This is a genomic window from Stakelama saccharophila (assembly GCF_032229225.1).
In the GTDB taxonomy this organism is placed as follows: domain Bacteria; phylum Pseudomonadota; class Alphaproteobacteria; order Sphingomonadales; family Sphingomonadaceae; genus Sphingomonas; species Sphingomonas saccharophila.
Window position 1 is genome coordinate 2,753,098 of sequence record NZ_CP135076.1, and the last position, 25,740, is coordinate 2,778,837.

Sequence of the window (25,740 nt, forward strand, 5' to 3'; positions counted from 1 at the left end):
CGCGGCGGTGGCGGACCATAGGAACCGCCTTTGCGCCGTGCAAGCAATCGCGTAGAGGCAAGCGCCATCATGAGCCAGCAAAAACCGGTCATCGAACTTCTGATCGCGGCGCCGCGCGGTTTCTGCGCCGGTGTCGACCGTGCCATCAAGATCGTCGAGGTCGCGCTCGAACGGTTCGGCGCGCCGGTCTATGTCCGGCATGAAATCGTCCACAACCGGTTCGTGGTCGACAGCCTGCGCGACAAGGGCGCCGTGTTCGTGGAGGAACTGGACCAGGTTCCCGAGGATGCGCCGGTCGTCTTTTCCGCCCACGGCGTGCCCAAGGCCGTGCCGCGCAAGGCGGAGGAACGCGGGCTGACCTATGTCGACGCCACCTGCCCGCTGGTATCCAAGGTGCATCGCCAGGCCGAGCGGCTGATCGGCAGCGGCAAGCACATCCTGTTCATCGGCCATCGCGGCCATCCGGAGGTGATCGGCACGTTCGGCCAGGTGGATGCGGGCGATATCACGCTGATCGAAACCGTCGCCGATGCCGAAGCGCTTACCCCTGCCGATCCGCACAACCTGGCCTTCCTGACCCAGACGACCCTGTCCGTCGACGACACAGCGGCGGTCGTGAACGTCCTGAGGCGCCGATTTCCCGACATCGTCGCGCCGCGCGCGGACGACATCTGCTATGCGACCTCCAACCGTCAGACCGCGGTCAAGGCGATCGCATCGGCCTGCGACCTGGTGCTGGTGATCGGCGCGCCCAATTCGTCCAACTCGCTGCGCCTGGTCGAGGTCGCCGAGCGCGAGGGCAAGGATGCCAAGCTGATCCAGCGCGCGTCCGACCTCGACTTCGCCTGGCTGGAAGGGGTCGGAACGCTGGGCATCAGCGCCGGCGCATCGGCACCCGAGATTCTCGTTCGCGAGGTCGTCGACCGCGTTGCGGAGCGGTTCGACGTGATCGAGCGCGAGGTGGAAACGGCGCGCGAAAACATCGCCTTCAAGCTGCCGCGCGGCCTCGAAGCCGCCTGACGATGGCGGTCTATACCCGCGTTCCCACCGAGACGCTGCGCGACTTTCTCACCCGGTTCGATGCGGGCGAATTACGTTCGGCCAAGGGCATCGCCGAAGGCGTCGAGAACAGCAACTATCTGGTCGACACCACCACCGGCCGGTTCATCCTCACCCTGTACGAAAAACGCGTTTCCGCAGAGGATCTGCCCTTCTTCATGGCCCTGCTCGACCATTTGGCGGCGCGCGACCAGCCGGTGCCGCCGGCGATCGCGGACCGCGCAGGCAGGGAGATCCACGAACTGGCCGGCCGGCCCGCCTGCCTCATCCGCTTCCTGCCCGGCGTTTCGGTCACGCGGCCCACGCCCGCCCAGGCCCGCTCCGCCGGCGCCGCGCTGGGCCGGATGCATGCTGCGCTCGGCGATTTCGATCGCGTCCGGCCGAACAGCATGGGGCTGGAAAGCTGGCGCCCGCTGCTCGATCGCTGCGGCGGCGATCTCGACCGAATCGCGCCGGACCTGTTCGCCCGGATCGATACGGCCCTGGCCCAGGTTACCGCAGCCTGGCCCGCGGGCCTGCCCCGCAGCGCGATCCATGCCGACCTGTTTCCCGACAACGTCCTGATGCTGGGCGACGAGGTGACGGGATTGATCGATTTCTATTTCGCCTGCACCGACCTTCGTGCCCTGGACCTTGCCATCATGCACGGCGCCTGGGCGTTCGACGATGCGGGGCGCACGCTGGAGCGCGATGTCTCCCACGCGCTGATGGCCGGATACGCCGAAGCCTTCGGCCTGCGCGACGACGAACGCGCGGCCCTGCCCGTTCTGGCGCGCGGCGCGTGTATCCGCTTCTTTCTGACGCGAGCCTGGGACTGGCTCAATACGCCGGCCGACGCGATGGTGACGCGCAAGGACCCGCTGGCCTATCTGCGCCGGCTGGAAATCTATGAGCGGTTGGGCGAGGAAGCGTTCGCATGAAGCCGCTCACCCATGTCGAGATCGCCACCGACGGCGCGTGCAAGGGCAATCCCGGCCCCGGCGGCTGGGGCGCCGTGATCCGCGCCGCCGGGCATGAGAAGGAACTGGCGGGCGGCGAGGCGAATACCACCAACAACCGCATGGAACTGACCGCCGCAATACAGGCGCTGAACGCGCTGACGCGCCCCTGCCGGGTAACGCTGTCAACCGACAGCAAATATGTCATGGACGGACTGACCAAGTGGATTCACGGCTGGCGCCGCAATGGCTGGAAGACGGCGGCGAAGAAGCCGGTGAAGAATGCCGAGCTGTGGCAGGCGCTGGTCGCCGCCGCCGATCGGCACGAGGTCGAATGGGTCTGGGTCAAGGGCCATGCCGGCCACCCCGACAACGAACGCGCCGACCGCCTGGCAAGCGATGCGGCGACGGCGGCGCGGTGATGCCGTCCTCGCATCTTCAGAACCGCGCCGGAGCGTAGCGTTCAGGGTCCAGGGCCGGTGCCATTCGGGCGGGTTCGTTCAGAAGCAGCGCCGCGCCGAGCCGGGCCGCCGCCGGCGCCGTCTGGATACCGAAACCGCCCTGCCCGGCGAACCAGAAAAAGCCGGGCGTATCGGGCGCGAAGCCGTAAACGGGCAGCCGGTCGGGCGCGAAACTGCGCAGCCCCGCCCATTTGCGCTCCACGGCCGCGATCCGCCAGTCGACGGCGTGTTGCAGCCGGTCGATCGCCAGCGCCACGTCGAATTCCTCGGGCGCCGCATCGCAGGGGTCGGTCGGCGTCTCGTCATGCGGCGACAGCCACAGGCGGCCGCCGGGTTCCGGCTTGAAGTAGAAGCCGCCCCGAACGTCACTTACCAGCGGCAGATCGGCGGGCGCGGGCGGATCGACCCGCACCTGCACCACGGTCCGGCGATAGGGCTGAATGCCCAGCGGCCGCACATCCGCCAGCCGGGCGACCGCGTCGGCCCAGGCCCCGGCGGCGTCGACCAGCACGGCCGCACCCACCTGTCCGCCATCGGCAAGCTCCAGCGCCCAGCCGCCGGACTGCCGCGCCGCCGACACCAGCTCCGCCCGCGACCGTAGCGCCACACCCTGTCGGCGCGCCTGCTTCAGGCATGCCGCATGAAGCCGTGCGACATCGATGTCGGCGCAGCTCGGCCCCCATAATCCGTCATTCCAGGCCGGCAGAATGCCGGGAACATGGTCCCGCGGCCTGGAGCGGCGCAGGGCCACGCCCGAACCCGCGAAGCGGCGCTCGAACCCGTCGAGCAGTTCGGCGTCCTCCCCGCGCCCCATGATGAGTTCGCCGCGCGTCAGAAGGAAGGATTCGCCGCCATATTCGGGCGGCGGGGCATTGAGGAACGGGCCGGAAGCCGTGGTGAGCGGCTGCACGCCCGGCCCGCCATAGGTTTCCGACCAGAATGCCGCCGATCGTCCGGTCGCATGATAGCCGGGCTGATCCTCTGCCTCGATCAGCAGCACCGACGCCGCATCCCCGATCGCCGCGGCCAGGCTGGCGCCCGCCATGCCGGCGCCGACGATGACGATGTCATATCGGTTCATGACGATGCCACCCGTTCCGCCAGGAATCTGTCGATCACGGCCAGGGCGCGGTCGCGCACCGGGTCGGCCTCGCGCAGGATCTCGTGCGCCGATTCGCGACCGAAGCAGACGGTGCGGTGATCGGGCAGCCGGGCCAGCATGCGCTTCGCCACAACCGGGTCGACCAACCCGTCGGCCTCCGCCACGAGGGCCAGCACCGGCGTCCCCACGCGCGCCAGCGAATCGCTCTCCCGCAATGTCCGGGTCGAACGGAACGCCTCGTGCAGCCAGCGCCAGCTCGGCGGACCGAGCAGCAAGTCGGGATCGTGCCGCTGCCACCAGATCTCGTCCAAGTAGCGGCGATGATCGTGGGTCAGCAGTGATTCGCGCGTATCGGTCGTGGCCGGTTTCTCATTGCCCTTCCACGCCCGCCGGCCGGGATCGCCCAGCCGGGTCATCCACCGCGCCACCGCTTCACCCAGCCGGGCGCCGAGGGGGGAGCGCAGCCCCAGCATGGGCGCCACCAGCACCGCCGCCGCGGGGGTGACGGCTCCCTCGGCCAGCGCGCGCAGCACGATATGCCCGCCCATCGAGTGCCCCACGATCACATGCGGTCCCGGCGCCTGCGCTTGCCAGTCCGCCCAGAAAGCGCGCAGATCCGCGACATAGGTGGCGAAGTCGTCGATGTCGCCGCCACGGCTGGCGCCGAATCGGCCGGACCCGCCCTGGCCGCGCCAGTCGAAGGACGTGACGTGCCAGCCGGCGCGGTGCCAATACGCGAAACTTTCCAGATATTTCTCGGCGAAATCGCCGCGTCCGCCCTGGAACAGGATAGCGCCGCACGCCGCACCCGCGGCCGGCCGGTCGAAGCGGCGCAGATCACCGCCGCCGGGGCCGCGCCAGCGGGTGATCCGCGCATCGTCGGGAATTGATCGGGCCAAAGCGGCGGAATCTGCCATGGCCAGTGGTTACGTTTTAGCAAGCCATCGCGTCTAGATGGCTGTCCCATGCTGGGGGAAAATATCCTGCAGGCGCTGACACTGGCGCTGCTTGTCCTGCTCGTCGCCGCCGGGATCGAGGATGCCCGTACGCGCGAGATCGCCAATTGGAAGAATGCCGCGATCGCGCTGCTGGCGCCGGTCTGGTGGTGGGCGAACGACCTGTCGATCTGGCCCGGCATGGCGATTCAGCTCGCAATCGGGCTGGGCGTCTTCGCCCTGTTCGCCTGCGCCTTCTTCGCCGGCCAGATGGGCGGCGGCGACGTGAAGATGCTGGGCGCGCTCGCGCTCTGGCTGCCGCTGCAGCCCCTGGCCTGGATGCTCATCTGGATGTCGCTGCTGGGCGGCGCGCTGACCATCGCGATGCTGGTCGATAAGAAAGTGCGAAAATCCGCGGCACGGGTGGAGATACCGTATGGCGTGGCGATCGCGATGGCGGCGCTGCTGCTGTTCCGCGAACCGATTTTTAACCCATTGGGCTGATACTTAACGCTGGATCAACCGGCCCGAACCCCTTTCGAAAGGCTGCGAATCGTCATGGACGGCAGAAAGATCATGCTTCTGGTGGGCGCGCTTGTGATGGCGGCCCTGACCGCCTTCATGGCGCGCAGCCTGATGACGGGATCGTCGGCACCCAGGGCCGACGCCAATATGCCCGCGCCCGCCACGGTGTCCGGCAAGGAAGTGCTGGTCGCGGCCCGAGCGCTGCCCGTCGGCACCATCCTCGATGCCGCCTCGCTGAAATTCCAGCCCTGGCCGGAAGAACTGGTCGAGGATGCCTATTACCTGAAGGGCAAGACCGACCTGCCGACGTTGCAGGGCACGGTCGTGCGCTTCGCCATTCCCGCCGGTCAGCCCATCACCCAGGGCGCCCTGGTGAAGCCCGGCGATCGGGGCTTCCTGGCCGCGGCGCTGTCGCCCGGTATGCGCGCCGTGACGGTGCCGGTATCGGCGCAAAGCGCAGTGGCCGGATTCGTCTTTCCCGGCGACCGTGTCGACCTGATCCTGACGCAGTCGGTGGAAGGCGGCGGGGACGGGCCGGCGCTGAAGGCGTCGGAAACCGTCCTGCGCAACCTGCGCGTGCTCGCCACCGACCAGCGCACCGACAACAAGGTGGGCGAAGACGGCAAGGTCGACGTCCAGACCTATTCGACCGTCACCGTCGAGGTGACGCCCAAGATCGCGGAAAAGATCGCCGTCGCGCAGACGATCGGCCAGCTTTCGCTATCGCTGCGTTCGCTTGCCGACAATCGCGGCGAGCTGGAGCAGGCGATCGCGTCGGGCGCCGTCGACGTGCCCGATGATCCGGACGCGGAAAAGAAGATGCTCGCCTTCGTCGATGCACAGCCGATCGACACCCGCCCGACCTATTCCACCGGAGCAGACGTTTCGCGCTTCCAGCGGGCGACGGTGCCCGGCGAGGCGACCATGGGGCCGCCGCAGATGTCGGCACCGGGCGATGGCAGCGTCGCCGCCAGCGGCGTGGGCCAGAGCAATGTCATCACCGGTCCGACGGTGCGGGTTGCCCGCGGCAACGCCGTAACGGTGGTCCCGGTCGGGGGAAAGAACTGAAATGCGAATGAAGCTCAACACGCTGCGGCTGTCACTGGCGCTCGCCACCACCGCCGCCGCGATCGGTGCGGCGACACCTGCCGCCGCCCAGAATGTGCGCCCCGAACCCGATTCGGTCGTGCAGCTCGACATCGGCCGCGGCCGGCTGGTGACGCTCACCAAGCCGATGAGCGATCTGTTCGTCGCCGACGACAAGGTCGCCGACGTCCAGGTGCGCTCGCCCACCCAGCTCTACATCTTCGCCAAAGGGCCGGGCGAGACGAACGTCTATGCCACGTCCAAATCCGGCGACGTCGTTTATGCGACCACGGTGCGCGTCGGCCAGAACATCAATTCGGTCCAGTCGATGCTGCGCATGGCGATGCCCGAGGCGCACATCACCGCCACGCCGATGAACGGCATGATGCTGCTGACCGGCACGGTGGCGAATCCGGATGACGCGGCCGATGCGCAGCAGCTCGTCCAGGCCTTCGTCGGAGAGAATACGAAGGTGCTGACGCGCCTGCGCACCGCCACGCCCCTGCAGGTGAACCTGCAGGTGCGCGTCGCCGAAGTGTCTCGGTCGCTGGTGAAGAATATCGGCAACAACCTGCTGACCCAGGATCGCACCGGCGGCTTCCTGTTCGGCATAGGTTCGGGCCGCAGCGCCGGATCGATCGACACCGATCCCGACACGGGCGGAACGACCTATAATTTCGACTTCGGCGGCAGCAACGAGCGGACCACGCTCGGCTTTGCCGGTCACCTGCTCGGGCTCGACCTGCTCAGCGCGCTCGACCTGGGCGAACGCAACGGCCAGGTGTCGACGCTCGCCAATCCCAATCTGACCGCGCTGTCGGGGGAAACCGCGACCTTCCTCGCAGGCGGCGAGATCCCCATCCCGATCAGTCAGGGGCTGGGCGCCGTCTCGGTCGAATACAAGCAATATGGCGTCAGCCTGTCCTATACGCCGACGGTGCTCGCCGACGGGCGCATTTCGCTGCGCGTCCGGCCGGAAGTGTCGGAACTGGACTATGCGAACGCCGTCGATGTGAACGGGACCAACGTTCCGGGGCTGAAGACCCGGCGGACGGAAACGACCGTGGAGCTGGGTTCCGGCCAGAGTTTCATGATCGCCGGACTGTTGTCGAACACGCACAATAACAGCTTCGAAGGCACGCCGGGCATCGGCAACCTGCCCGTGCTGGGCGCGCTGTTCCGGTCCAACGCTTTCCAGCGCAGCGAAACCGAGCTGGTCATCGTCATCACGCCCTATCTCGTGAAGCCGACCGATTCCCGGAACATCGCCCTGCCCACCGACGGATATCAGGCGCCGACCGATCTCGGCCGCGTCCTGCTGGGCCAGGTGCGCAGCCAGTCCGATGCGCCGCGGCCGCAGCCGACCACCGAATCGCAAGGCGCGGCCAGCCCGTCGCTGGGCGCGGCCGGGTCCGTCCCGCCCGGACCGGCGCCGCAGCAGCCCGTCCCGAAAAAGCAGGCCACGACATCGCGGGCGGAGCCGACCGGGCAGCAGCCGCAAATCGCCTCACCTGGTTTCAGCATCCAGTAACGCGCAGCGTCAGGAGATGAATGCAATGTCCCGTTCCGTGATCCTGGCCCCGCTCGCCGCGGCGCTCCTTCTGCCCGGATGCGCCGGCAGCGCCTATCGCGGGCTCGAATCGCCGCATCAGCCGGTCGTCAGCCGCGCCGAATACAGCATCGACCTCGCCACCGCCGCGGGCGGGCTCGCCACCGGAGAGCAGCAACGTCTCGCCGACTGGCTCGGCACGATGCGGCTCGGTTACGGCGACGCCGTCTATGTCGACGACGCCAACGCGCAGAACCCTGCCGTCGTCGACGATGTCGCCGACGCGGCGTCGCGCCATGGCATCCTGCTCAGCAGGAACGCACCGGTCACCAGCGGCACTGCGGCCCCCGGCACGGCCCGGGTGGTGGTCGTGCGCAGCAGGGCATCTGTGCCGGGCTGCCCGGATCTGCGCGGTGTCGATCAGCCCAATTTCGACGCGCATACCGACACCAACTACGGCTGCGCGGTGAATTCCAACCTCGCCGCCATGGTCGCGCAACCCCAGGATCTGGTGCGCGGCCAGCCCGGTGCCGGCACGACCGACCCGTCGACGGCAATCAAGGCCATCGACACGTTCCGCAACAAAGAACCGACCGGCAAGGGCGACCTGAAGGATGCCGGCAGCATGGAGGGCAACTGATGAACGCTCCCTGGTCAGCCGGGCGCACCGGCCAGCGCGAACCCTTCATCGCCTTCGTCTGCGATGACAACACGGCGGAAGCCCTGCGGCCGATCGCGATCGAACAGGGCTGGGCCGGCGAAAAGGTCAACAAGGGCGGCCTGCGCAATGCCGTCCAGACGCTTTCGGTGTCGGCGAGCCCCAACATCCTGTTCGTCGACCTTTCCGAATCGGGAGATCCGCTGAACGACATCAACGCGCTTGCGGAAGTGTGCGAACCCGGAACGGTCGTTATCGCCACCGGCCAGGTGAACGATGTCCGCCTGTACCGCGACCTGCTCGCCAGCGGCATCCAGGACTATCTGCTGAAGCCGCTCAATCCCGACATGATGCGCGAATCCTTTGTGCAGGCCCAGGCGATGCTGAACGCGCCGAAGCTGAGCGAGGATGTGCCGGACCATCCGCACTGCTCGCTCGCGGTGATCGGCACGCGCGGCGGCGTCGGCGCCTCGACCGTGGCGACGTCGCTCGCCTGGCTGTTGAGCGCCAAGGGCGGCCGCACCACCGGTCTGCTCGACCTCGACGTCCATTTCGGCACCGGGGCGCTGTCGCTCGACCTCGAACCCGGACGCGGCCTGACCGACGCGATCGAGAATCCGGGCCGGATCGACGGGCTGTTCATCGAGCGCGCGATGGTGCGCGCTTCGGACAAGCTCGCCATCCTGTCCGCCGAGGCGCCGATCAATTCGCCGATGATGAGCGATGGCTCCGCCTTCTTCCAGTTGCAGGAGGAATTGCGCGGCGCGTTCGAGTGCACGGTGATCGACATGCCCAGGGCCATGATCGTGCAGCATCCGCATCTGGCGAGCGACGTTCAGGTCGCCGTCGTCGTTACCGAGCTGACCCTGGCCGCGGCGCGCGACACCATTCGCATCCTCTCGTGGTTCAAGTCGAACGCGCCCCAGACCCGCGTGATACTGGTCGCCAACCGCGTGCATCCGGCGGCGCAACTGGAAATCAGTCGCAAGGACTTCGAAGGCTCGATCGAGCACAAGGTCGATTATGTCGTTCCCTTCGACCAGAAGCTCGCCGCACAGGCCGCCAAGCTGGGCAAGCCGCTCGCCGAGGCGGGCAAGAATGCCAAGACGGTGGCGCCGCTGGCCCACCTTGCCGAGCATGTCGTGCAGGCGAGCGAGGAAAGCGGCGGCGAGACCGCGGCCGGCGGAAAGAAGGGCGGCAAGGGCGGATCCCTGCTCGACAGGCTGGGTTCGCTGCGTCCGAAAAAGGCGCAGCCGGCCAAGGCGTAACCCGCTGGCCCGGTCCCGCGACCGGCCCGGCACCGACACGGAGGCGACCGAATCATGGCGCTGATGCCGCTGTTCCTGATCTGCCTGGGCGCGATCGGCGTCGTGGCGCTGTTCGCCTTCGCGTTGATGGGCCCGTCGCCGCAACGCGCGGCGGCGCGGCGGCTCGGCAATGTGCGCACCCGGCATGCGGCATCTACGGGCGCGAAGATGGAGGCGCAGATGCGCCGCATCTCCGCCGCGCGCGCAACGCGCATGGATCTGGCGGCGGCACGTTTCCTGCCCAACCCGGCACTTCTGAAGAAGCGGCTCGCCATGACCGGCAGGAACATCACCGTCGGCCAATACGGCATGGCGACCGTCGGTATCCTGCTGGTCGCCACCATCCTGTTCTGGACGCGCGGCGCGCCGCTGCTGCTGGCGCTGTTCCTGGGCCTGTTCATGGGCGCGGGGCTGCCGCATTTCGTCGTCGGCCGGATGATCAAGCGCCGCGTGAACAAGTTCACCATAAAGTTTCCCGACGCGATCGAACTGCTCGTGCGCGGCCTGCGCTCGGGTCTGCCGATCACCGAGACCATGGGCGTGGTGGGCGCGGAGATCGACGGGCCGGTGGGTGAGGAATTCCGCGCCATCGCCGACAAGATGAAGATCGGGCGCACGCTCGACGTCGCGCTGCAGGAAACGGCCGACCGGCTCGGCACGCCCGAATTCCAGTTCTTCGTGATCACGATCGCCATTCAGCGGGAAACCGGCGGCAACCTGGCCGAAACCCTCGCCAACCTGGCCGACGTCCTGCGCAAGCGCGCGCAGATGAAGCTGAAGATCCGCGCGATGTCGTCGGAATCCAAGGCATCGGCCTATATCGTCGGCTCGCTGCCGTTCATCGTCTTCTTGCTGATCTATGTGATCAACCCGGAATATATGCTGAACTTCTTCATCGACGAACGCCTGATGGTGGCGGGGATCGGCGGACTGGTCTGGATGGGCATCGGCGCCTTCATCATGGCCAAGATGGTCAGCTTCGAGATCTGAGGACGAACCCGCGATGACTGCACCCGGCCCCACGATCCTCGGCATCGACGTCCTCTGGGTTGCCACCCTGCTCTCCGCGGTGGCGGCGATGTCGGTAATGGCCGCGATCTATGCCGCGACGACCGTTCGCAACCCGATGGCGAAGCGCGTGAAGGCGCTGAACGACCGGCGCGAACAACTGAAGGCCGGCATCACCGCCTCCACCTCCAAGCGCCGTGCCAAGCTCGTCCAGAAGAACGACACGACCGACTGGATCCGCAACCTGCTGCAGTCGATGAAGGTCCTGCAGGACGACCAGGTGAAGGCGGCGCAGATCAAGCTGCTGCAGGCGGGCATCCGGTCCAAGGACTATGCCGTCGCGGTGATCTTCGGCCGGATGGTCCTGCCGATCATATTCGGCGGCCTGGTGGCTTATATCGTCTACGGCACGAGCATGTTCGCGACCTGGAGCCCGCTCAAGGCATACGGCCTCGTCGCGGGTACGCTGGTCCTGTCCTACAAGGGACCGGACATCTATCTGAAGAACAAGATCACCAAGCGGTCCGACGCGATCCGCAAGGGCCTGCCCGATGCGCTCGACCTGCTCGTGATCTGTGCCGAGGCGGGCCTGACCGTCGACGCCGCCTTCCACCGCGTCGCGAAGGAGCTGGGCCGGGCCTATCCCGAACTGGGCGAGGAATTCTCCCTGACGGCCATCGAGCTGGGCTTTCTGACCGACCGGCGCCAGGCGTTCGAGAACCTGGCGATGCGCGTCAGGCTGGACGCGGTGAAGGGCGTGGTCACGACCATGATCCAGACAGAGAAATACGGCACGCCGCTCGCCTCCGCCCTGCGCGTGCTGTCGGCCGAATTCCGCAACGAACGCATGATGCGCGCCGAGGAAAAGGCAGCGCGCCTGCCCGCCATCATGACGGTGCCGTTGATCCTGTTCATCCTGCCGACGCTGTTCGTCGTCATCCTCGGCCCGGCCGCCTGCTCGATCAAGGACGCATTGATCAAGTAACGCTTCGACGGCACAGGGAACGTCCCCGCCGGAACAATCGTTAACCTCCCGAAATATCCAGAGGCTGCGGAGGCGAACGATGATCTTTGAAACCACGACCCAGTTCGCCGTTCTGGCGCTGGCGTTGATCGCCGGCTGGTTCTTCGGCCTTGCAAGCCACCCCGGCGGCCGCAGGTGGAAAGAGCGGTATCGTACGCTGGAGGCGGAGAACAAGGCGTACCGGGAAGAACGCGATCGCGTGCTGGCCGAGCGGGACGAGCGTATCCGCGAACTGGAACATGAGCGCGACCGCCTGCACCGCGACGCGGCTGCCACCGGTGCCGCCAACACCGCCGGGACTGCCGCGGCGGCCCATCACGAAGCCGGACGGCACGACGCCAATCGCGGCTGGTTCGGCTGGGGCCGGGACAACCTGTCGCGCATCCGCGGCATCGACGAGCCACTGGAGAAGCGGCTGAACGAGCATGGCATCAAGACCTACAAGGCGATCGAGGTGATGACCGCCGAGGATGCGGACAAGCTCGAGGCGAAGCTCGATCTCGGCGCGGGGCGGATCGAACGCGAACACTGGCGCGAGCAGGCCGCGATGCTGCGCGAGGGCAAGGACGAGGATCACGCCCGCAATTATGTGTGACGGGCGTGATCCTCCGGTCGTTCAAAATCGCGTGGGCTCACTTCGCCTGTAGCGCCGCCTGTGCCGCCGCGAGCCGGGCGATCGGCACACGGTAGGGAGAGGCGGAGACATAATCGAGCCCGACCTTTTCGCAAAAGGCGATGGACGTCGGGTCGCCGCCATGTTCGCCGCAGATGCCGAGCTTGATTTCCGGACGCGTCGCCCGCCCGCGTTCTGCGGCAATTTCGATCAGTTCGCCCACGCCTTCGACATCCAGGCTGACGAACGGATCGCGGGCATAGATGCCCTTTTCGACATAGGTGCTCAGAAACCGCCCGGCATCGTCCCGGCTGACGCCCAGCGTCGTCTGCGTCAGGTCGTTGGTGCCGAAGCTGAAGAACTCGGCCTTTTCGGCGATCTCGCCCGCCTTCAGCGCGGCGCGCGGCAGTTCGATCATCGTGCCGACGAGATAGCTGAGGCGCCGCCCCTTTTCCTCGAACACCGTCTCGGCGGCCTTCTCGACCACCGCACGCATCAGTTCGAGTTCCTTCTTCGTGCCGACGAGCGGGATCATCACCTCGGGCGTCGGCGCATCGCCCGATTTCGCGGCGACGTCGCACGCCGCCTCGAAGATGGCGCGCGCCTGCATTTCATAGATTTCCGGATAGGTCACGCCAAGGCGACAGCCGCGATGGCCGAGCATCGGATTGAATTCGTGCAGCTCGGCGGCGCGGCGCTTGAGCTTGTCGACATCCATCTCGATCGCCTTGGCGACCTCCTCGAATTCCTCGTCCTCGTGCGGCAGGAATTCGTGCAGCGGCGGATCGAGCAGGCGGATCGTGCAGGGCAGGCCCGCCATCACCTCGAAAATCTCGGTGAAGTCCTGGCGCTGGTGCGGCAGCAGCTTGTCGAGCGCGGCGCGCCTGCCCGCCTCGTCCGAAGCGAGGATCATCTCGCGCACCGCGTTGATGCGGCCCGAATCGAAGAACATGTGCTCGGTACGGCACAGGCCGATGCCCTCCGCGCCGAATTCCCGCGCGGTGCGGCAGTCGGCAGGGGTTTCGGCATTGGCGCGGACCTTCAGCCGCCGGCCCTTGTCCGCCCATTCCATCAGCGTCGCGAAATCGCCGGCGAGTTCCGGCTTCACCGTCGGCACTTCGCCCACCATGACTTCGCCGGTCGCGCCGTCGATGGTGATGACCTCGCCTTGCCGGACTTCGCGCGAACCGACGCGCATCACGCCTTCCTTCGCCTTCACCGACAGCGTGCCCGCGCCCGACACGCACGGCCGCCCCATGCCGCGCGCCACGACGGCGGCGTGGCTGGTCATGCCACCGCGCGCCGTCAGGATGCCCTTGGCGGCGTGCATGCCGTGAATATCCTCCGGCGACGTTTCGACACGGACGAGGATCACGTCCTCGCCGTTATTGGCCATCTTTTCTGCGGTATCGGCATCGAATACGACCTTGCCGGAGGCCGCGCCCGGCGAGGCGGGCAGCCCCTTGGTCAGCACGTCGCGATCCGCCTCCGGGTCCAGCGTCGGGTGAAGGAGCTGGTCGAGCGCGGCCGGATCGACGCGGATCACCGCCTCGTCCTGGGAGATCAGCCCCTCACCCGCCATCTCCACCGCGATCTTGAGCGCCGCCCTGGCGGTGCGCTTGCCGGTCCGCGTCTGGAGCATCCACAGCTTGCCCCGCTCGACGGTGAACTCGATGTCCTGCATGTCGCGATAGTGGTTTTCGAGCTTGTCGAAGACCGCGGCAAGCTCGGCAAAGGTTTCGGGCAGCGCCTCTTCCATGCTGAGCGGTTTTGCGCCCGCATCCTCGCGCGCGCGTCGCGTCAGATATTGCGGCGTGCGGATGCCGGCGACGACGTCCTCGCCCTGCGCGTTGATGAGGAATTCGCCGTAATAGGCTTTCTCGCCCGTCGAGGGATCGCGGGTGAAGGCGACGCCGGTGGCGGACGTGTCGCCCATGTTGCCGAACACCATCGCCTGCACATTGACCGCGGTGCCCCAGTCGCCGGGAATTGAGTTGAGGCGCCGATAGACCTTGGCGCGCTCCGCGTTCCACGAGCCGAACACGGCGCCGATCGCGGTCCAGAGCTGGTCGTGCACGTCCTGCGGGAACGGCTTGTCCCACATTTCCTTCACCAGCGACTTGTATTCGTCGACCAGCGCGCGCCAGTCCTTCGCCGTCATCTCGGTATCGAGCGTATAGCCGCGATCCTCCTTCGCGATCTCCAGCGCTTCCTCGAACCGGCCGTGATCGAGGCCGAGGACGACGTCGCAGTACATCTGGATGAAGCGGCGATAGCTGTCCCAGGCGAAGCGTTCGTCATCGGCCTTTTTCGCCAGCCCCTCGACCGTCGCATCGTTGAGGCCGAGGTTGAGGACCGTGTCCATCATGCCGGGCATCGAGACGCGCGCGCCCGAACGCACCGAGACGAGCAGCGGATCGGCGGCGTCGCCGAAGGTCTTGCCCGTCACGCCCTCGATATGGGCGATGCCGTTCGCCACTTCGTCGCGCAAGCTGTCGGGGAACGTCTCGCCTTCCTCGTAATAGCGCGCGCACATTTCCGTCGAGATCGTGAAGCCCGGCGGCACCGGCAGGCCGATCGAGGCCATTTCCGCCAAGTTCGCCCCCTTGCCGCCGAGGAGATTCCTGTCCCCCTGCCCGCCATCCGAAATCCCGCCGCCGAAGCGATAGACATATTGCGTCATGCGTTCGTCCTGCCCTGTGTTCGTTGCCGTTCTTTCCTGGGGAGGGAAAAGCGCCGGCACCGGCTTAGGTTCACACTATATTCTCGGGGGGTGCGACAGAAAATGTCTCGCAAGAGTTAGATCGTTGCCCCCTCGATCTTCGAGAAATCGGCGACGCGGTGCACCGCGTCGCGCATCCGCGCCAGCAATGCGAGGCGCGCGGTGCGCTTGTCGGGATCGGCGTCGTTTACCGTCACCGTGTCAAAGAACGCATCGATCGGCGCGCGGAGGCTGGCGAGTGCCGCCATCGCACCTTCGAAATCCTCCCGTGCGATCGCGGCCGTGGCCTGCGGCTCGGCCGCATCGAGCGCGTCGATCAGGGCATTTTCCGCAGGTTCGGGCGCGTAGGAAAGTGTCTTTTCCGCACCCTCGTCGTCCTTCCCGCGAAGGCGGGAATCCATGTCTTTGGCTTCGGCCGCCTGTGGCTGCTCGCCAAAGCCATGGGCCCCTGCCTGCGCAGGGGCAACGGATGCACTGGGGGTATCGCCCCACCCCTCCTTCTTGAGGATGTTCGCCGCGCGCTTGTAGCCGGCGAGCAGGTTGGCGCCGTCCTCGGTGGCGACGAATGCCTGAAGCGCCTTCACCCGCGCGAGCAGGCGGACGAGATCGTCCTCGCCGCCGAGCGCGAACACCGCGTCGATCAGGTCGTGCCGGACGCCCGCCTCTCGCTGCTGGACCTTGAGGCGGTCGGCGAAGAAGAGAAGGATTTCATTCCACCACGCCGTTGGTGCTGAGCCCGTCGAAGTACCGCCCTGTTCTTCCGCGACGAAGGACAGCCCTTCGACAAGCTCAGGGCGAACGGTGGAAAGCGGAAAGCGGATCGCATTCTCGGACAGCAGGCGCAGGATGCCGAGGGCGGCGCGCCGGAGCGCGAAGGGGTCCTTCGATCCGGTCGGCTTCTCACCGATCACGAAGAAGGCGGCGATGGTATCCAGCTTGTCCGCCAGGCCCACCGCCACCGTCACCGGGGCGGTCGGCACCTCGTCGCCCTGCCCGACCGGCTTGTAGTGATCGCGGATCGCATCGGCGACCTCTGGCGGCTCGCCCTGCGCGGCGGCGTAATAGCCGCCCATCAGGCCCTGCAGCTCGGGAAACTCGCCGACCATGCCGGTGACGAGATCGGCCTTGGCCAGCCGCGCCGCGCGTTCGGCGAGGGCGGCGAGCCTTGCCCGATCCCCGTTCGTGTCGAGCGAAGTCGAGACACGTTCTTGGGCAGCACCGGGATCACGCGTCTCGACTTTGCTCGAAGCGAACGGGGGAGTGGTGGCGGCCGTGCCGACAATCCCCTCTTCCACCAGCCAGCGGGCCAGCTTCGCCACGCGCTCGACCTTGTCGGCGACGGTGCCGAGCTTTTCGTGGAAGACGATCTTTTCGAGCCGCGGCGTCAGGTCCTCGAGCTTCGTCTTGCGGTCGGTGTCGTAGAAGAATCGCGCGTCGGACAGGCGGGCGGCGAGGACCTTTTCGTTGCCGGCGACGATCCGCTCGCCGCCATCGGCCGCGTCGATATTGGCGACGCAGACGAAGGCGTTGGCCAACTCCCCTTCCCGCGTGCGGGAGGGGGTCGGGGGGAGGGCATGACCGCTGGCGGCATTATCCTCGGGAGACTGCCCTCCCCCGGCCCCTCCCGCAGGCGGGAGGGGGGTGCACACGAAATATTTCTGGTTCACGCGCGCGGTGAGCTGAATCACCTCGGGCGGCACGTCGAGAAAACCTTCGTCGAAGCGGCCGAGCAGCGGCGCCGGCCATTCCGTCAGGCCGGCATTTTCATAGAGCAGCCCCTCATCCTCCACCAGCGCCAGATTGGCCTTCTTCGCCGCCATCTTCGCGCCCAGTGCGATGATGTTCCGGCGTTCGGCGCCATCGACGATGACATGGCAGGCGCGCAGCTTTTCGACATAGTCGGCGGCCGAGCCGATGGTGATCGCGCCCGGATGATGGAAACGGTGGCCGAGCGTGGCCGATCCGGATCGGATGCCCGCGAATTCGAAGTCGACCACGTTCTCGCCGAACAGGGCGACGATGCCGTGCAGCGGGCGGACCCAGCGCAAGGACTCCGTCGAGGTCGAGGCCGCGCCCCAGCGCATCGATTTCGGCCAGGGAAAGGCACGGATGACGGCGGGGATCGCCTCGGCGAGGACGCTCGTCGTCTCTCGACCCGGCGTGTCGATGACGGCGAAATAGGTCGCACGGCCCTTGACCTCGCGCACCTCGAGCTGGTCGCGCGTCAGGCCGGCCTTGCGGCAGAAGCCCTCGACCGCCTGATCGGGGGCGCCTTGGGGCGGGCCTTTCAATTCTTCGGATACCGCCTGCGTACCCTGCGGCAGGCCTTTCGCGATCAGCGCGAGGCGGCGCGGGGTGGCGTAGGTCACGATTTCGGTCGCCTGCAATCCGGCCTTGTCCAGCTCGGCGACGAACAGCTTTTCAAGGTCCGCCCGCGCGCGTTCCTGCATGCGTGCGGGGATTTCTTCCGAGCGGAGTTCGAGAAGGAAATCGGTCACAGTCCTTCTCCCGCCGGGAGAAGGAGGGAGGCGCGGAGCGCCGGAAGGATGAGGGTGAATAGCGCACAGCGGTCGCCCTCACCCTTCCCACTCGGCTGCGCCTCGCGGGCCCCTTCCCTCTCCCGCCGGGAGAGGGAGATACGCGCGTGATCCATCATGCTCATCACAGCACCCACCCCGGAAAGTTCGCTTCCCATTCGGGCGTCTTCCTGTCGATCCACGCCTGGCAGCTTCCCTTCGCGAGGTCGCGGACGCGGCCCATATAGGCCTGGCGTTCGGCGACCGAGATCACGCCGCGCGCCTGCAGCAGGTTGAAGACATGGCTGGCCTTGATCGCCTGCTCATAAGCGGGAATCGGCAGTTTGGCGTCGATGCAGCGCTCGCATTCCGCCGTCGCCTTTCTGAACAGGTCGAATAGCGAGTCGGTGTCGGCGACCTCGAAATTCCAGGTCGACATCTGGCGTTCGTTTTCGAGGAAGACGTCGCCGTAACTCACGCCGGCGTCGTTGAATTTCAGGTCGTATACGCTGTCGACATTCTGGATGTACATCGCCAGCCGCTCGAGCCCGTAGGTCAGTTCGCCCGCCACCGGCTTGCAGTCGAAGCCGCCCATCTGCTGGAAATAGGTGAACTGGGTGACTTCCATCCCGTCGCACCAGACTTCCCAGCCCAGCCCCCATGCGCCGAGCGTGGGGCTTTCCCAGTCATCCTCGACGAAGCGGATGTCGTGCCGGGTGAAATCGATGCCGATCGCCGCCAGCGAGCCGAGATAGAGGTCCTGAAGATCGGCCGGGCTCGGCTTCAGGATCACCTGATACTGGTAATAATGCTGGAGCCGGTTGGGATTTTCGCCGTAGCGGCCGTCGGTCGGGCGGCGGCAGGGCTGGACGAAGGCGGCGTTCCAGCTTTCCGGCCCCAGCGCGCGCAGCGTGGTCGCGGTGTGAAAGGTGCCCGCGCCCATTTCCATGTCATAAGGCTGCAGGATCAGGCAGCCCCGCTCGCTCCAATAATCGTGGAGCGTCAGGATCATGCGCTGGAAACTGGGGGGCTCGGTCACGAACGTCCTTTGTGGCGGTGCAATATGGCGTTCGCGGTGCCTTGCCGGATCGCCACGGGGGAATCAAGCAAGCCGGGCTTTGTCAGGGTATGACGACTATTTGTCACGTTTCATTGACATAGACGCGACTCGCTGACATAAAGTCATGGAAACCTGACAACGAGTCGCGAGGTGCTGTTGAAGAACCGGTTGAAAGTGCTGCGCGCCGAGCGTGACTGGAGCCAGGCGGAGCTTGCCGGGCGGCTCGACGTGTCGCGGCAGGCGGTAAATGCGATCGAAACGGGAAAATACGATCCTTCCCTGCCGCTCGCCTTCAAGATCGGACGGCTGTTCGGACAGCGGATAGAGGAGATTTTCGATGACGGAGCGGACCATGGCTGAGCGCGGGCCGAACGACGGCGAACGAAGTTTTCGCGAACGCCGCAGGAGCCTTTGGAAGCTGGTCGGCATCGGCGTCGGCGGCGGATTGCTGATCGGCATGGTCGGCGGGGCGGCCGCCGCGTTCGTGGAGATACGCGGAAGCGAGCTGCCACGCTGGGCCGGCTGGCTGCTGTGGCCGGTGATCCTCGGCGGCATCTGGTGGTTCGTCGATTACAGCCGGCGCTATTTCGCCCGCGTCGACGAACTCGACGTTCAGGATAATCTGTGGGGCGGCATGATCGGCGCCTATGCCATGATCATGGGGATGCCGTGCTGGTATCTGCTCGCCAGGGCCGGCCAGGTGCCGGCGCCCACGCCCTGGGGTCTGTGGGTGCTCACCATGGCGGCGATGTGCCTTGCCTATGGCGCTCGCAAATGGCGCGCGATGCGCTGACCCCCCTTTTCTCTATCAAGGACAGGAACGACCGACATGATGATCTGCAAATTGCTGAGCGGTGCGGCGCTCGCCGCTTTCGCACTCGCCGCGCCGGCGGCCGCGCAAACCGCCGATGCGGCCCCCGCCGCCGCCACGACCCGGGACGCCGACCCGGCGCTGTGGGTGGTGAAGGACGACGACACGACCATCTATCTGTTCGGCACGGTGCATGTGCTGAAGCCGGGACTGTCCTGGTTCGACGACGCGGTGAAGCAGGCGTTCGACGCCTCCGACGAGCTGGTGCTGGAAATCCGCCAGCCCGACGGCAAGGCGATGCAGAAGCTGATGCTGCAATACGGCCTGGACCCGGAACAGGCGCCGCTCAGCGAGACGCTGCCGGAGGGCCTGGGCGCCAGATATCTGAAGGCGATGGCCGGTATCGGTATTCCGCAGGCCGCCGCCGACCGGTTCGAGCCGTGGTTCGCGGCCACGCTGCTGTCGGTCGCGCCGCTGCAGAAGCTGGGCTACGACCCCGTCAACGGTCCCGAGGCGGTGCTGACGGCCGCGGCCGAGGCGGCGAAGAAGAAGCTGGGCGCGCTGGAGACGCCGGAACAGCAGCTCGGCTATCTCGACAGCCTGTCGGACGAAGCGCAGATCGCGTTCCTGACTAGCACGCTGGAAGACATGGACGAGGCGCAGGCGATGATGGACGCCATGGTCGACCGCTGGTCGTCGGGCGATCCGCAAGCGCTGGGCAAGCTGTTGAACGACGAACTGACCGATTCGCCCGAATTGCAGAAGATCCTGCTCACCGATCGCAACGCCAACTGGGCGGACTGGATCGACACCCGGCTCGACACGCCGGGCACCGTGTTCGTCGCGGTGGGTGCGGGACATCTCGCCGGCGAGGGCAGCGTGCAGGAACAGCTCGCCGCGCACGACCTGATCGCCGCGCGCATCGATTATTGATGGTGCACGCCGGCATCGGGCGATGGCTGCTGGGGCTGATCGCATGCGTCGGGGCGCTGGCGTTGAGCGCCTGCGACCGGCCCCAGCCACAGCGCCAGGCGACGCCGGCGCTGTGGCTGGCATCGGACGGCGATACCCGGATATGGCTGTTCGGCACCATCCACCTGTTGCCGCCGGGCGTGGCGTGGCGAACGCCGGCCGTTCGCGATGCGATCGCCGAGGCCGACACGCTGCTGACGGAAATCCCGCCCGCCGATCCGGAGGACCGCGCCGGCACCTTTCTGCGCATGGCGCGGGCGGAGGATTTACCGCCCATCGCGGAGCGGCTGCCCGGTGTCGATCCCGCGCTGCTGGACCGCGCCGTCTCTGCCGCCGGGACCGACCGCGCGGCGCTGTCGCGCATGAAGAGCTGGGCCGCCGCGCTCGTCATCGCGACCGGCGCGGGCAAGGACAGCGGCGCCACCGTTGCGGACGGGGCGGAGGCGGTGCTGACCCGCGCCTTCGCCCGTGCCGGCAAGCGGCACGAGGCGCTGGAAACGCTGGCGGGGCAGTTCGCCATCTTCGATTCGCTGCCCGAGACGGCGCAGCGCAGCCTGCTCGCCGAAAGCGTGCGGGCGGCGGCATCCGGCCGGGCGGACTATGCCCGCACGCTGGATGCCTGGGCCTCGGGCGATCCGGCGCGGATCGAAGCCGCGTTCCGGCCGCTGCTCGCCGATTCACCCGCACTCGAACAGGCGTTGCTGATCGACCGGAATGCACGCTGGACCGCCGAGATCGCGCGGCGCATGAAGCAGCCGGGCGCGGTGCTCGTCGCCGTCGGCGCGGGTCATCTGGCGGGGCCGGATTCGGTGCCGGCGATGTTGCGGCGCCGGGGAATCCGAGTCGTCCGGGTGAACTGACGATCGCTGTCGCGCCCCGCACGCGCTCGAAGACCGCGACGCTTAACCCTCTTGCACCTCGGCAGTGGAATAGGGGCGCAACGTCGTCCAGCCCAGAGCCGAATAGAGCGCGTGGCCGGCATGACTGGCGACCAGCACGGGGACTGCCGGCGAACGCCGCATGGCGCCGAGCGCCGCCATCACCGCCCTGCCCAGCCCGCGCCGACGGTGGCCTTCTTCCGTGACGATGCGATCATAGGCGAATACGCCGCCATGCTCCGCTGCATGGCCGGACGCCGCGAGGGCGCCGTCAGGGGCGAGGATTCGGACATGGCTGACCGCGCCTCGCGCCTCCCGGTCGAGCGCATAGCCCCGCGGGATCGCGACGGGTAGCGCCGGCGCCCCGCTGCCCACCATGAAATAGCCGGTCGCCTCGACCCGCCAACGCGGCGGCAGCAGGCGCTTCAGGGCCGCCACGTCTCCGCAAAGCTTGAGGAAGATGCGCGGCCGGTCGATCGCTTCGCCCAGCGCCATCAGCCCCGCATCCGGCGCGGCGAAGAAATAGCGGCAATGCTCCCTGTCCGAACCCGTATCCACCCGCCAGCCGCCATGGTCCGCGACAGGCGCCGGCACGCCGCGCGACAGGGAGCGGGCCGCCACCCATGCGCGGAACAGCTCCGGGTCCACGCCGAGGATATCCGCACGATCGCCCATCGCGCCCGCATAGCAGCCGGAGCGACGCGGGCAAGCGCCCCGGCCGCCGCACCCGCCCTTGCCATTCGGCCGCATCACGCCTATAGGCGCGCGCTTGCCGATCCGTGATCATCCCTGGAGGCGCGGATGCGGCAGCAGTTACAGCAACACTAGCGCAACAGGAAAACGCCCATGAGCGATCAGATCAAGCTTATGGCCGAGACGCGCGACCGGGTTGGCAAGGGAGCCTCCCGCGCACTGCGTCGCAACGGCCGTACACCTGCGGTTCTTTACGGCAACAAGAAGGAGCCGCTGCCCATCCATGTCGAGGAGCGCGAGCTTATCCGGCAGCTCAACACCGGTCATTTGATGAACTCGATCGTCATGATCGACACCGGTGACGGCAAGCCGGTCCGCACGCTGCCGAAGGACGTGGCGCTCGACCCCGTGACCGATTTTCCGGTCCATGTCGATTTCCTGCGCATCGACGAACATGCCAAGGTGCATGTCGAAATTCCGGTCGTCTTCACCAATGAAGAAGAAGCCCCCGGCATCAAGCGCGGCGGCGTGCTCAACATCGTCCGCCACGAGCTGGAACTGGTGGTCGACGCGGCGCGGATCCCCGACGAGGTCGAAATCTCGCTGAAGGGTCTCGAGGTTGGCGATTCGGTCCATATCAGCCATGTAAAGCTGCCCGAGGGCGCGGAATCGGCGATCACCGACCGCGATTTCACCATCGCCACCGTCGTGGCTCCGTCGGCGCTCAAGTCGAGCGAGGACGAGGAAGCCGCGGCCGAGGAGGCAGGTGCGACCGAAGTCACCAAGCAGGAGGACGAGGCCGTCCTCGACAAGACCGAAGGCGACGAGGAGGCGTAAGCCTTCATGGCCTTTCGCCTGCTCCGCATGATCGGACAAGGGGGTGCGGCCCTGGCCGCGGTCGGTATCGCGACCGCGCCGCTGGCGGCCCGCCCCCTGCCCGACGAAGATGCGCCTGCCGTGGCCGACGCCGACGACGATGCGCTATGCTTCGTCAGCGGCGCCTATATCGGCATGCTGCTGCAGGCCAGGGCCGACGACATGAAGCGGGAGCAGCGCGAGCGCATGGAGCTGCTCCGCTTCGCTCTTCCGTTTTACGCGGCGCGCCTGAACGCGCGGTTCGACGACGACGCCGCGCTGGAGGACATGCTGACCACCGCGCGGAAAGCGTTCGAGGCGACGGACGACCGGGACAAGGTCGCGGTCGATTGCTATCACGCCTACAAGGCCGCGATGACACGGGTCGCCGGCGCGCTGTCCGACAATGTCGCAGGCGCCGATTCCCCCGCCGACGACACCGAGGCGCCCCAGGGGCGCTGATCGCCACCAGAGAGAGGCGCACACATGCAGCTTTGGGCAGGCCTCGGCAATCCCGGTCCGCGCCATGCGATGCAGCGGCACAATGTCGGCTTCATGGCGGCGGACGCCATCGCCGAGATACACGATTTTCCCGCGCCGAAGCAGCAGTTCCAGGGCTGGGTCCAGGAAGGCCGGATCGGCGGCGAGAAAATCGTCCTGCTGAAACCCGCCACCTTCATGAACGAAAGCGGCCGCTCGATCGGCGCGGCGATGCGCTTCTACAAGCTGGAGCCGGACGACGTCACCGTCTTTCACGACGAACTCGATCTCGCGCCGTTCAAGGTGAAGGTGAAGACCGGCGGCGGCAATGCCGGTCATAACGGCCTGCGCTCCACCCAGGCGCATATCGGCGCCGATTTCCGCCGGGTACGCCTGGGCATCGGCCATCCCGGCCACAAGGAGCGGGTCCACGGCTATGTCCTGGGCAATTACGCCAAGGCGGAGATCGAGGATCTGTCCGACATGCTGGGCGCGGTCGCGGCGGAAGCCGGCTGGCTGGCGAACGGCGACGACGCGCGCTTCATGAACGAGGTGGCGCTCAGGATGCAGCCGGCGGGGTAGGTCGCTGGCGCGCCGGGCGGGAACGCTGGCGGCGACGTTCGGACGAAATCGACGCATGGCGCCCGGTGCCGTGGGAAGGTTCGGAGCAAACGCCCAGGGTCGTTCCGACGTTGATCGAGGCGACGGTAATCCTTCCCTGCAAGGATGCCTCTGCGAAACCCATTCTCGTCTCCCCGGCGGAGGCCGGGTCCACCGAGCCGCTTAGCTTAAGCGTTTGATATTGCGGCCAAGTGGATGCTGAAACAAGTTCAGCATGACGAAAGAGGCTTCCGTTTCGCGCCTCTTGCAGAAGTCCCCTGCAAGGAGAGGTGGCAGTCCGAAGGACTGACGGAGGGGTGTCCCCGCCGGCCGGAATACCCCTCCACCGCGCTGCGCGCGGTCCCCCTCCCCCTCCGGGGGAGGATCTGTCGGCAGATTGCCTCGGCTGCGATCGGAGCGCCTCAACCGATGGTCTGGCCGGTCTTCTGCCAGTCGGCGAGAAAGCCTTCGATCCCCTTGTCGGTCAGCGGGTGGTTGACGAGCTGGCGGATCACCTTGGGCGGGGCGGTCATCACGTCGGCGCCGATCCGCGCGCTTTCCAGCACATGGACGGGGTGGCGGACGCTCGCGACCAGGATTTCGGTCTGAAAGTCGTAATTGTCATAGATCAGCCGGATGTCGGATATAAGCTGCATCCCGTCGAAGCCGATATCGTCGTGCCGGCCGACGAAAGGCGAGATGAAGCTGGCCCCCGCCTTCGCCGCGAGCAGCGCCTGGTTCGCCGAAAAGCACAGGGTGACGTTCACCATCGTGCCGTCATCGGTCAGCGCCTTGCACGTCTTCAGCCCGTCGATCGTCAGCGGCACCTTGATCGCGACATTGTCGGCGATCTTCCGCAGCACCTCGGCTTCCTTCATCATCGTTTCGTGATCGAGCGCGACGACCTCGGCCGAAACCGGCCCCGGCGTAATCCCGCAAATCTCCTCGACGACCTCGAGGAATTTGCGGCCCGACTTGTGGATCAGGGAAGGATTGGTGGTGACGCCGTCGACCAGCCCGGATTCCGCCAGCTCGCGGATTTCGGCGGTGTCGGCGGTATCTACGAAGAATTTCATTGCAGACCTCGATCGGTGATTATGACAGTCTTGTAACAAGATGCTAGGGCGCGGCGAATCGGAACCCGCCCCCTATAGCTGGACATGCCGACAGAAACAGCGGACCGAACGAAAGAGAGTCGCGTGCGCATACTCCTCATCGCCCTTGTCGCCACCACATCGGCGATCGCCGACGCGGCGCACGCGCAGGTGAAGGACGAACAGGCGTGGTTCACCGTTGCTGCGTCCGGCAAGGTCGATGACCATGTCGTTCTCAGCCTGGAGGCGCTGGGTCGCTTCGGCGACGCCGCAGCCGGCCTGTACGAGGCCGAGTTCGGCGGCTTCATCGGCTATCGGCTCGACAATGGCGTGGAGTTCGGTTTCGGCTATGTCAACGTGCCCGGCTATTCCCATGGCGATCGCACCCGGGTCGAGAACCGGCTGCGACAGCAGGTGAGTTTCCCGCTGGGATCGCTGGGCGCGGCAAAGCTGTCAGGCCGCGTGCGGCTGGAGGAGCGGTTCCGCAACACCGGCGCCGACACCGGCTTTCGCCTGCGCCCGCAGGTGAAGGCGGCACTGCCGCTGGGCGACGGCGGCGTTTCGCTGTTCGCCGGGCATGAGAGCTTTCTGGAACTGAACGACACCGACTGGGGCCAGGATGACGGCTATGCCCGCATGCGCAACACGATCGGCGTGAAGGTGCCGCTGTTCGGCGCGGTGTCGGGCTCGGTCGCTTATCTGAACCAGCTCGATTTCGGCCGCGGCGGCGAACGCGACCGGATGGCGCACATCGCCGATATCGGCTTGTCCCTCGGTTTCTGAAGGGTCGCGCC

General features: G+C 66.9%; 26 protein-coding genes. 19 read left to right on the plus strand and 7 right to left on the minus strand.

Annotated elements, in window-relative coordinates; all coding sequences use genetic code 11:
* Window positions 1-69: 69 nt before the first annotated feature.
* The 3 genes from ispH to rnhA are packed head-to-tail and all read left to right on the plus strand — an operon-like array spanning window position 70 to window position 2,419.
* Complete coding sequence (gene ispH, locus RPR59_RS12850) at window positions 70-1,020, plus strand: 4-hydroxy-3-methylbut-2-enyl diphosphate reductase (protein WP_313914678.1); 951 nt, start codon at window positions 70-72, stop codon at window positions 1,018-1,020.
* Window positions 1,021-1,022: 2 nt separating this feature from the next.
* Window positions 1,023-1,979, plus strand: a complete 957-nt coding sequence (thrB, locus tag RPR59_RS12855; RefSeq protein WP_313914679.1) for a homoserine kinase — start codon at window positions 1,023-1,025, stop codon at window positions 1,977-1,979.
* A complete protein-coding gene (gene rnhA, locus RPR59_RS12860) occupies window positions 1,976-2,419 on the plus strand; it encodes a ribonuclease HI (RefSeq protein WP_313914681.1) in 444 nt (147 codons plus the stop codon). Before thrB ends, rnhA begins: the two co-directional genes overlap by 4 nt.
* Window positions 2,420-2,435: 16 nt before the next feature.
* On the opposite strand, the gene RPR59_RS12865 is transcribed toward rnhA, so the two are convergent.
* Window positions 2,436-3,539, minus strand: coding sequence for an NAD(P)/FAD-dependent oxidoreductase (locus RPR59_RS12865; RefSeq protein ID WP_313914683.1), 1,104 nt, complete (start codon window positions 3,537-3,539; stop codon window positions 2,436-2,438).
* Window positions 3,536-4,477: an alpha/beta fold hydrolase gene (locus RPR59_RS12870; protein WP_313914684.1), complete on the minus strand. Its 942-nt coding sequence runs from the start codon at window positions 4,475-4,477 to the stop codon at window positions 3,536-3,538. The genes RPR59_RS12865 and RPR59_RS12870 overlap by 4 nt, the downstream gene beginning before the upstream one ends.
* Before the next feature lie 48 nt (window positions 4,478-4,525).
* Between RPR59_RS12870 and RPR59_RS12875 the strand changes: the two genes are divergently transcribed.
* From RPR59_RS12875 to RPR59_RS12910, 8 genes are all read left to right on the plus strand, one after another.
* A complete protein-coding gene (locus tag RPR59_RS12875; protein ID WP_313914686.1) occupies window positions 4,526-4,999 on the plus strand; it encodes an A24 family peptidase in 474 nt (157 codons plus the stop codon).
* A 54-nt stretch (window positions 5,000-5,053) separates the two neighbouring features.
* Window positions 5,054-6,088, plus strand: a complete 1,035-nt coding sequence (gene cpaB, locus RPR59_RS12880) for a Flp pilus assembly protein CpaB (RefSeq protein WP_313914687.1) — start codon at window positions 5,054-5,056, stop codon at window positions 6,086-6,088.
* Window position 6,089: 1 nt separating this feature from the next.
* A complete protein-coding gene (locus RPR59_RS12885; protein WP_313914688.1) occupies window positions 6,090-7,637 on the plus strand; it encodes a type II and III secretion system protein family protein in 1,548 nt (515 codons plus the stop codon).
* Between the two features lie 25 nt (window positions 7,638-7,662).
* Window positions 7,663-8,295 carry a CpaD family pilus assembly lipoprotein gene (locus RPR59_RS12890; RefSeq protein ID WP_313914689.1) on the plus strand — a complete coding sequence of 211 codons (633 nt, stop codon included), beginning with the start codon at window positions 7,663-7,665 and terminating at the stop codon, window positions 8,293-8,295.
* Complete coding sequence (locus tag RPR59_RS12895) at window positions 8,295-9,581, plus strand: CpaE/TadZ family protein (protein WP_313914691.1); 1,287 nt, start codon at window positions 8,295-8,297, stop codon at window positions 9,579-9,581. The genes RPR59_RS12890 and RPR59_RS12895 overlap by 1 nt, the downstream gene beginning before the upstream one ends.
* Before the next feature lie 54 nt (window positions 9,582-9,635).
* Window positions 9,636-10,610 carry a type II secretion system F family protein gene (locus tag RPR59_RS12900; RefSeq protein WP_313914693.1) on the plus strand — a complete coding sequence of 325 codons (975 nt, stop codon included), beginning with the start codon at window positions 9,636-9,638 and terminating at the stop codon, window positions 10,608-10,610.
* A gap of 13 nt (window positions 10,611-10,623) precedes the next feature.
* The gene (locus tag RPR59_RS12905) at window positions 10,624-11,613 is read left to right on the plus strand and encodes a type II secretion system F family protein (protein ID WP_313914695.1); all 990 of its coding nucleotides are present in this window, start codon (window positions 10,624-10,626) and stop codon (window positions 11,611-11,613) included.
* Between the two features lie 79 nt (window positions 11,614-11,692).
* On the plus strand, window positions 11,693-12,247 hold the full coding sequence (locus RPR59_RS12910) for a helix-hairpin-helix domain-containing protein (RefSeq protein ID WP_313914697.1): 555 nt from the start codon (window positions 11,693-11,695) through the stop codon (window positions 12,245-12,247).
* A gap of 37 nt (window positions 12,248-12,284) precedes the next feature.
* Here RPR59_RS12910 and ppdK read toward each other — a convergent pair whose 3' ends face one another.
* The 3 genes from ppdK to RPR59_RS12925 all read right to left on the minus strand — a co-directional run bounded on the left by ppdK (window position 12,285) and on the right by RPR59_RS12925 (window position 18,515).
* Entirely contained in the window at window positions 12,285-14,948 is a 2,664-nt protein-coding gene (gene ppdK / locus RPR59_RS12915; RefSeq protein ID WP_313914700.1) for a pyruvate, phosphate dikinase, read from the minus strand.
* Window positions 14,949-15,064: 116 nt separating this feature from the next.
* Window positions 15,065-17,485 (minus strand): glycine--tRNA ligase subunit beta, encoded by a 2,421-nt coding sequence (gene glyS / locus RPR59_RS12920; protein WP_313914701.1) that lies wholly within the window; start codon window positions 17,483-17,485, stop codon window positions 15,065-15,067.
* A gap of 163 nt (window positions 17,486-17,648) precedes the next feature.
* A complete protein-coding gene (locus RPR59_RS12925; protein ID WP_313918509.1) occupies window positions 17,649-18,515 on the minus strand; it encodes a glycine--tRNA ligase subunit alpha in 867 nt (288 codons plus the stop codon).
* A 204-nt stretch (window positions 18,516-18,719) separates the two neighbouring features.
* Here RPR59_RS12925 and RPR59_RS12930 point away from each other — a divergent pair, with 204 nt between their 5' ends.
* From RPR59_RS12930 to RPR59_RS12945, 4 genes are read left to right on the plus strand one after another with little or no spacing between them, the layout of a single operon-like run.
* Entirely contained in the window at window positions 18,720-18,923 is a 204-nt protein-coding gene (locus RPR59_RS12930; RefSeq protein ID WP_313918511.1) for a helix-turn-helix transcriptional regulator, read from the plus strand.
* Window positions 18,901-19,356, plus strand: a complete 456-nt coding sequence (locus RPR59_RS12935; protein ID WP_313914703.1) for a hypothetical protein — start codon at window positions 18,901-18,903, stop codon at window positions 19,354-19,356. Before RPR59_RS12930 ends, RPR59_RS12935 begins: the two co-directional genes overlap by 23 nt.
* A gap of 36 nt (window positions 19,357-19,392) precedes the next feature.
* Entirely contained in the window at window positions 19,393-20,307 is a 915-nt protein-coding gene (locus RPR59_RS12940) for a TraB/GumN family protein (RefSeq protein ID WP_313914705.1), read from the plus strand.
* Entirely contained in the window at window positions 20,307-21,206 is a 900-nt protein-coding gene (locus RPR59_RS12945) for a TraB/GumN family protein (RefSeq protein ID WP_313914707.1), read from the plus strand. The genes RPR59_RS12940 and RPR59_RS12945 overlap by 1 nt, the downstream gene beginning before the upstream one ends.
* A gap of 42 nt (window positions 21,207-21,248) precedes the next feature.
* On the opposite strand, the gene RPR59_RS12950 is transcribed toward RPR59_RS12945, so the two are convergent.
* Window positions 21,249-21,899: a GNAT family N-acetyltransferase gene (locus RPR59_RS12950; RefSeq protein ID WP_313914709.1), complete on the minus strand. Its 651-nt coding sequence runs from the start codon at window positions 21,897-21,899 to the stop codon at window positions 21,249-21,251.
* Window positions 21,900-22,070: 171 nt separating this feature from the next.
* Between RPR59_RS12950 and RPR59_RS12955 the strand changes: the two genes are divergently transcribed.
* Genes RPR59_RS12955 through pth form a run of 3 tightly spaced genes read left to right on the plus strand, consistent with a single transcriptional unit; the run spans window position 22,071 to window position 23,834 of the window.
* Window positions 22,071-22,754, plus strand: coding sequence for a 50S ribosomal protein L25/general stress protein Ctc (locus RPR59_RS12955; protein WP_313914711.1), 684 nt, complete (start codon window positions 22,071-22,073; stop codon window positions 22,752-22,754).
* Between the two features lie 6 nt (window positions 22,755-22,760).
* Entirely contained in the window at window positions 22,761-23,234 is a 474-nt protein-coding gene (locus RPR59_RS12960) for a hypothetical protein (protein WP_313914713.1), read from the plus strand.
* A 24-nt stretch (window positions 23,235-23,258) separates the two neighbouring features.
* Complete coding sequence (gene pth, locus RPR59_RS12965) at window positions 23,259-23,834, plus strand: aminoacyl-tRNA hydrolase (RefSeq protein WP_313914715.1); 576 nt, start codon at window positions 23,259-23,261, stop codon at window positions 23,832-23,834.
* A 440-nt stretch (window positions 23,835-24,274) separates the two neighbouring features.
* Here pth and fsa read toward each other — a convergent pair whose 3' ends face one another.
* Window positions 24,275-24,928, minus strand: a complete 654-nt coding sequence (gene fsa / locus RPR59_RS12970) for a fructose-6-phosphate aldolase (protein WP_313914716.1) — start codon at window positions 24,926-24,928, stop codon at window positions 24,275-24,277.
* 123 nt (window positions 24,929-25,051) lie between these two features.
* Between fsa and RPR59_RS12975 the strand changes: the two genes are divergently transcribed.
* Window positions 25,052-25,729, plus strand: a complete 678-nt coding sequence (locus RPR59_RS12975) for a DUF2490 domain-containing protein (protein WP_313914718.1) — start codon at window positions 25,052-25,054, stop codon at window positions 25,727-25,729.
* Window positions 25,730-25,740 lie beyond the last annotated feature (11 nt).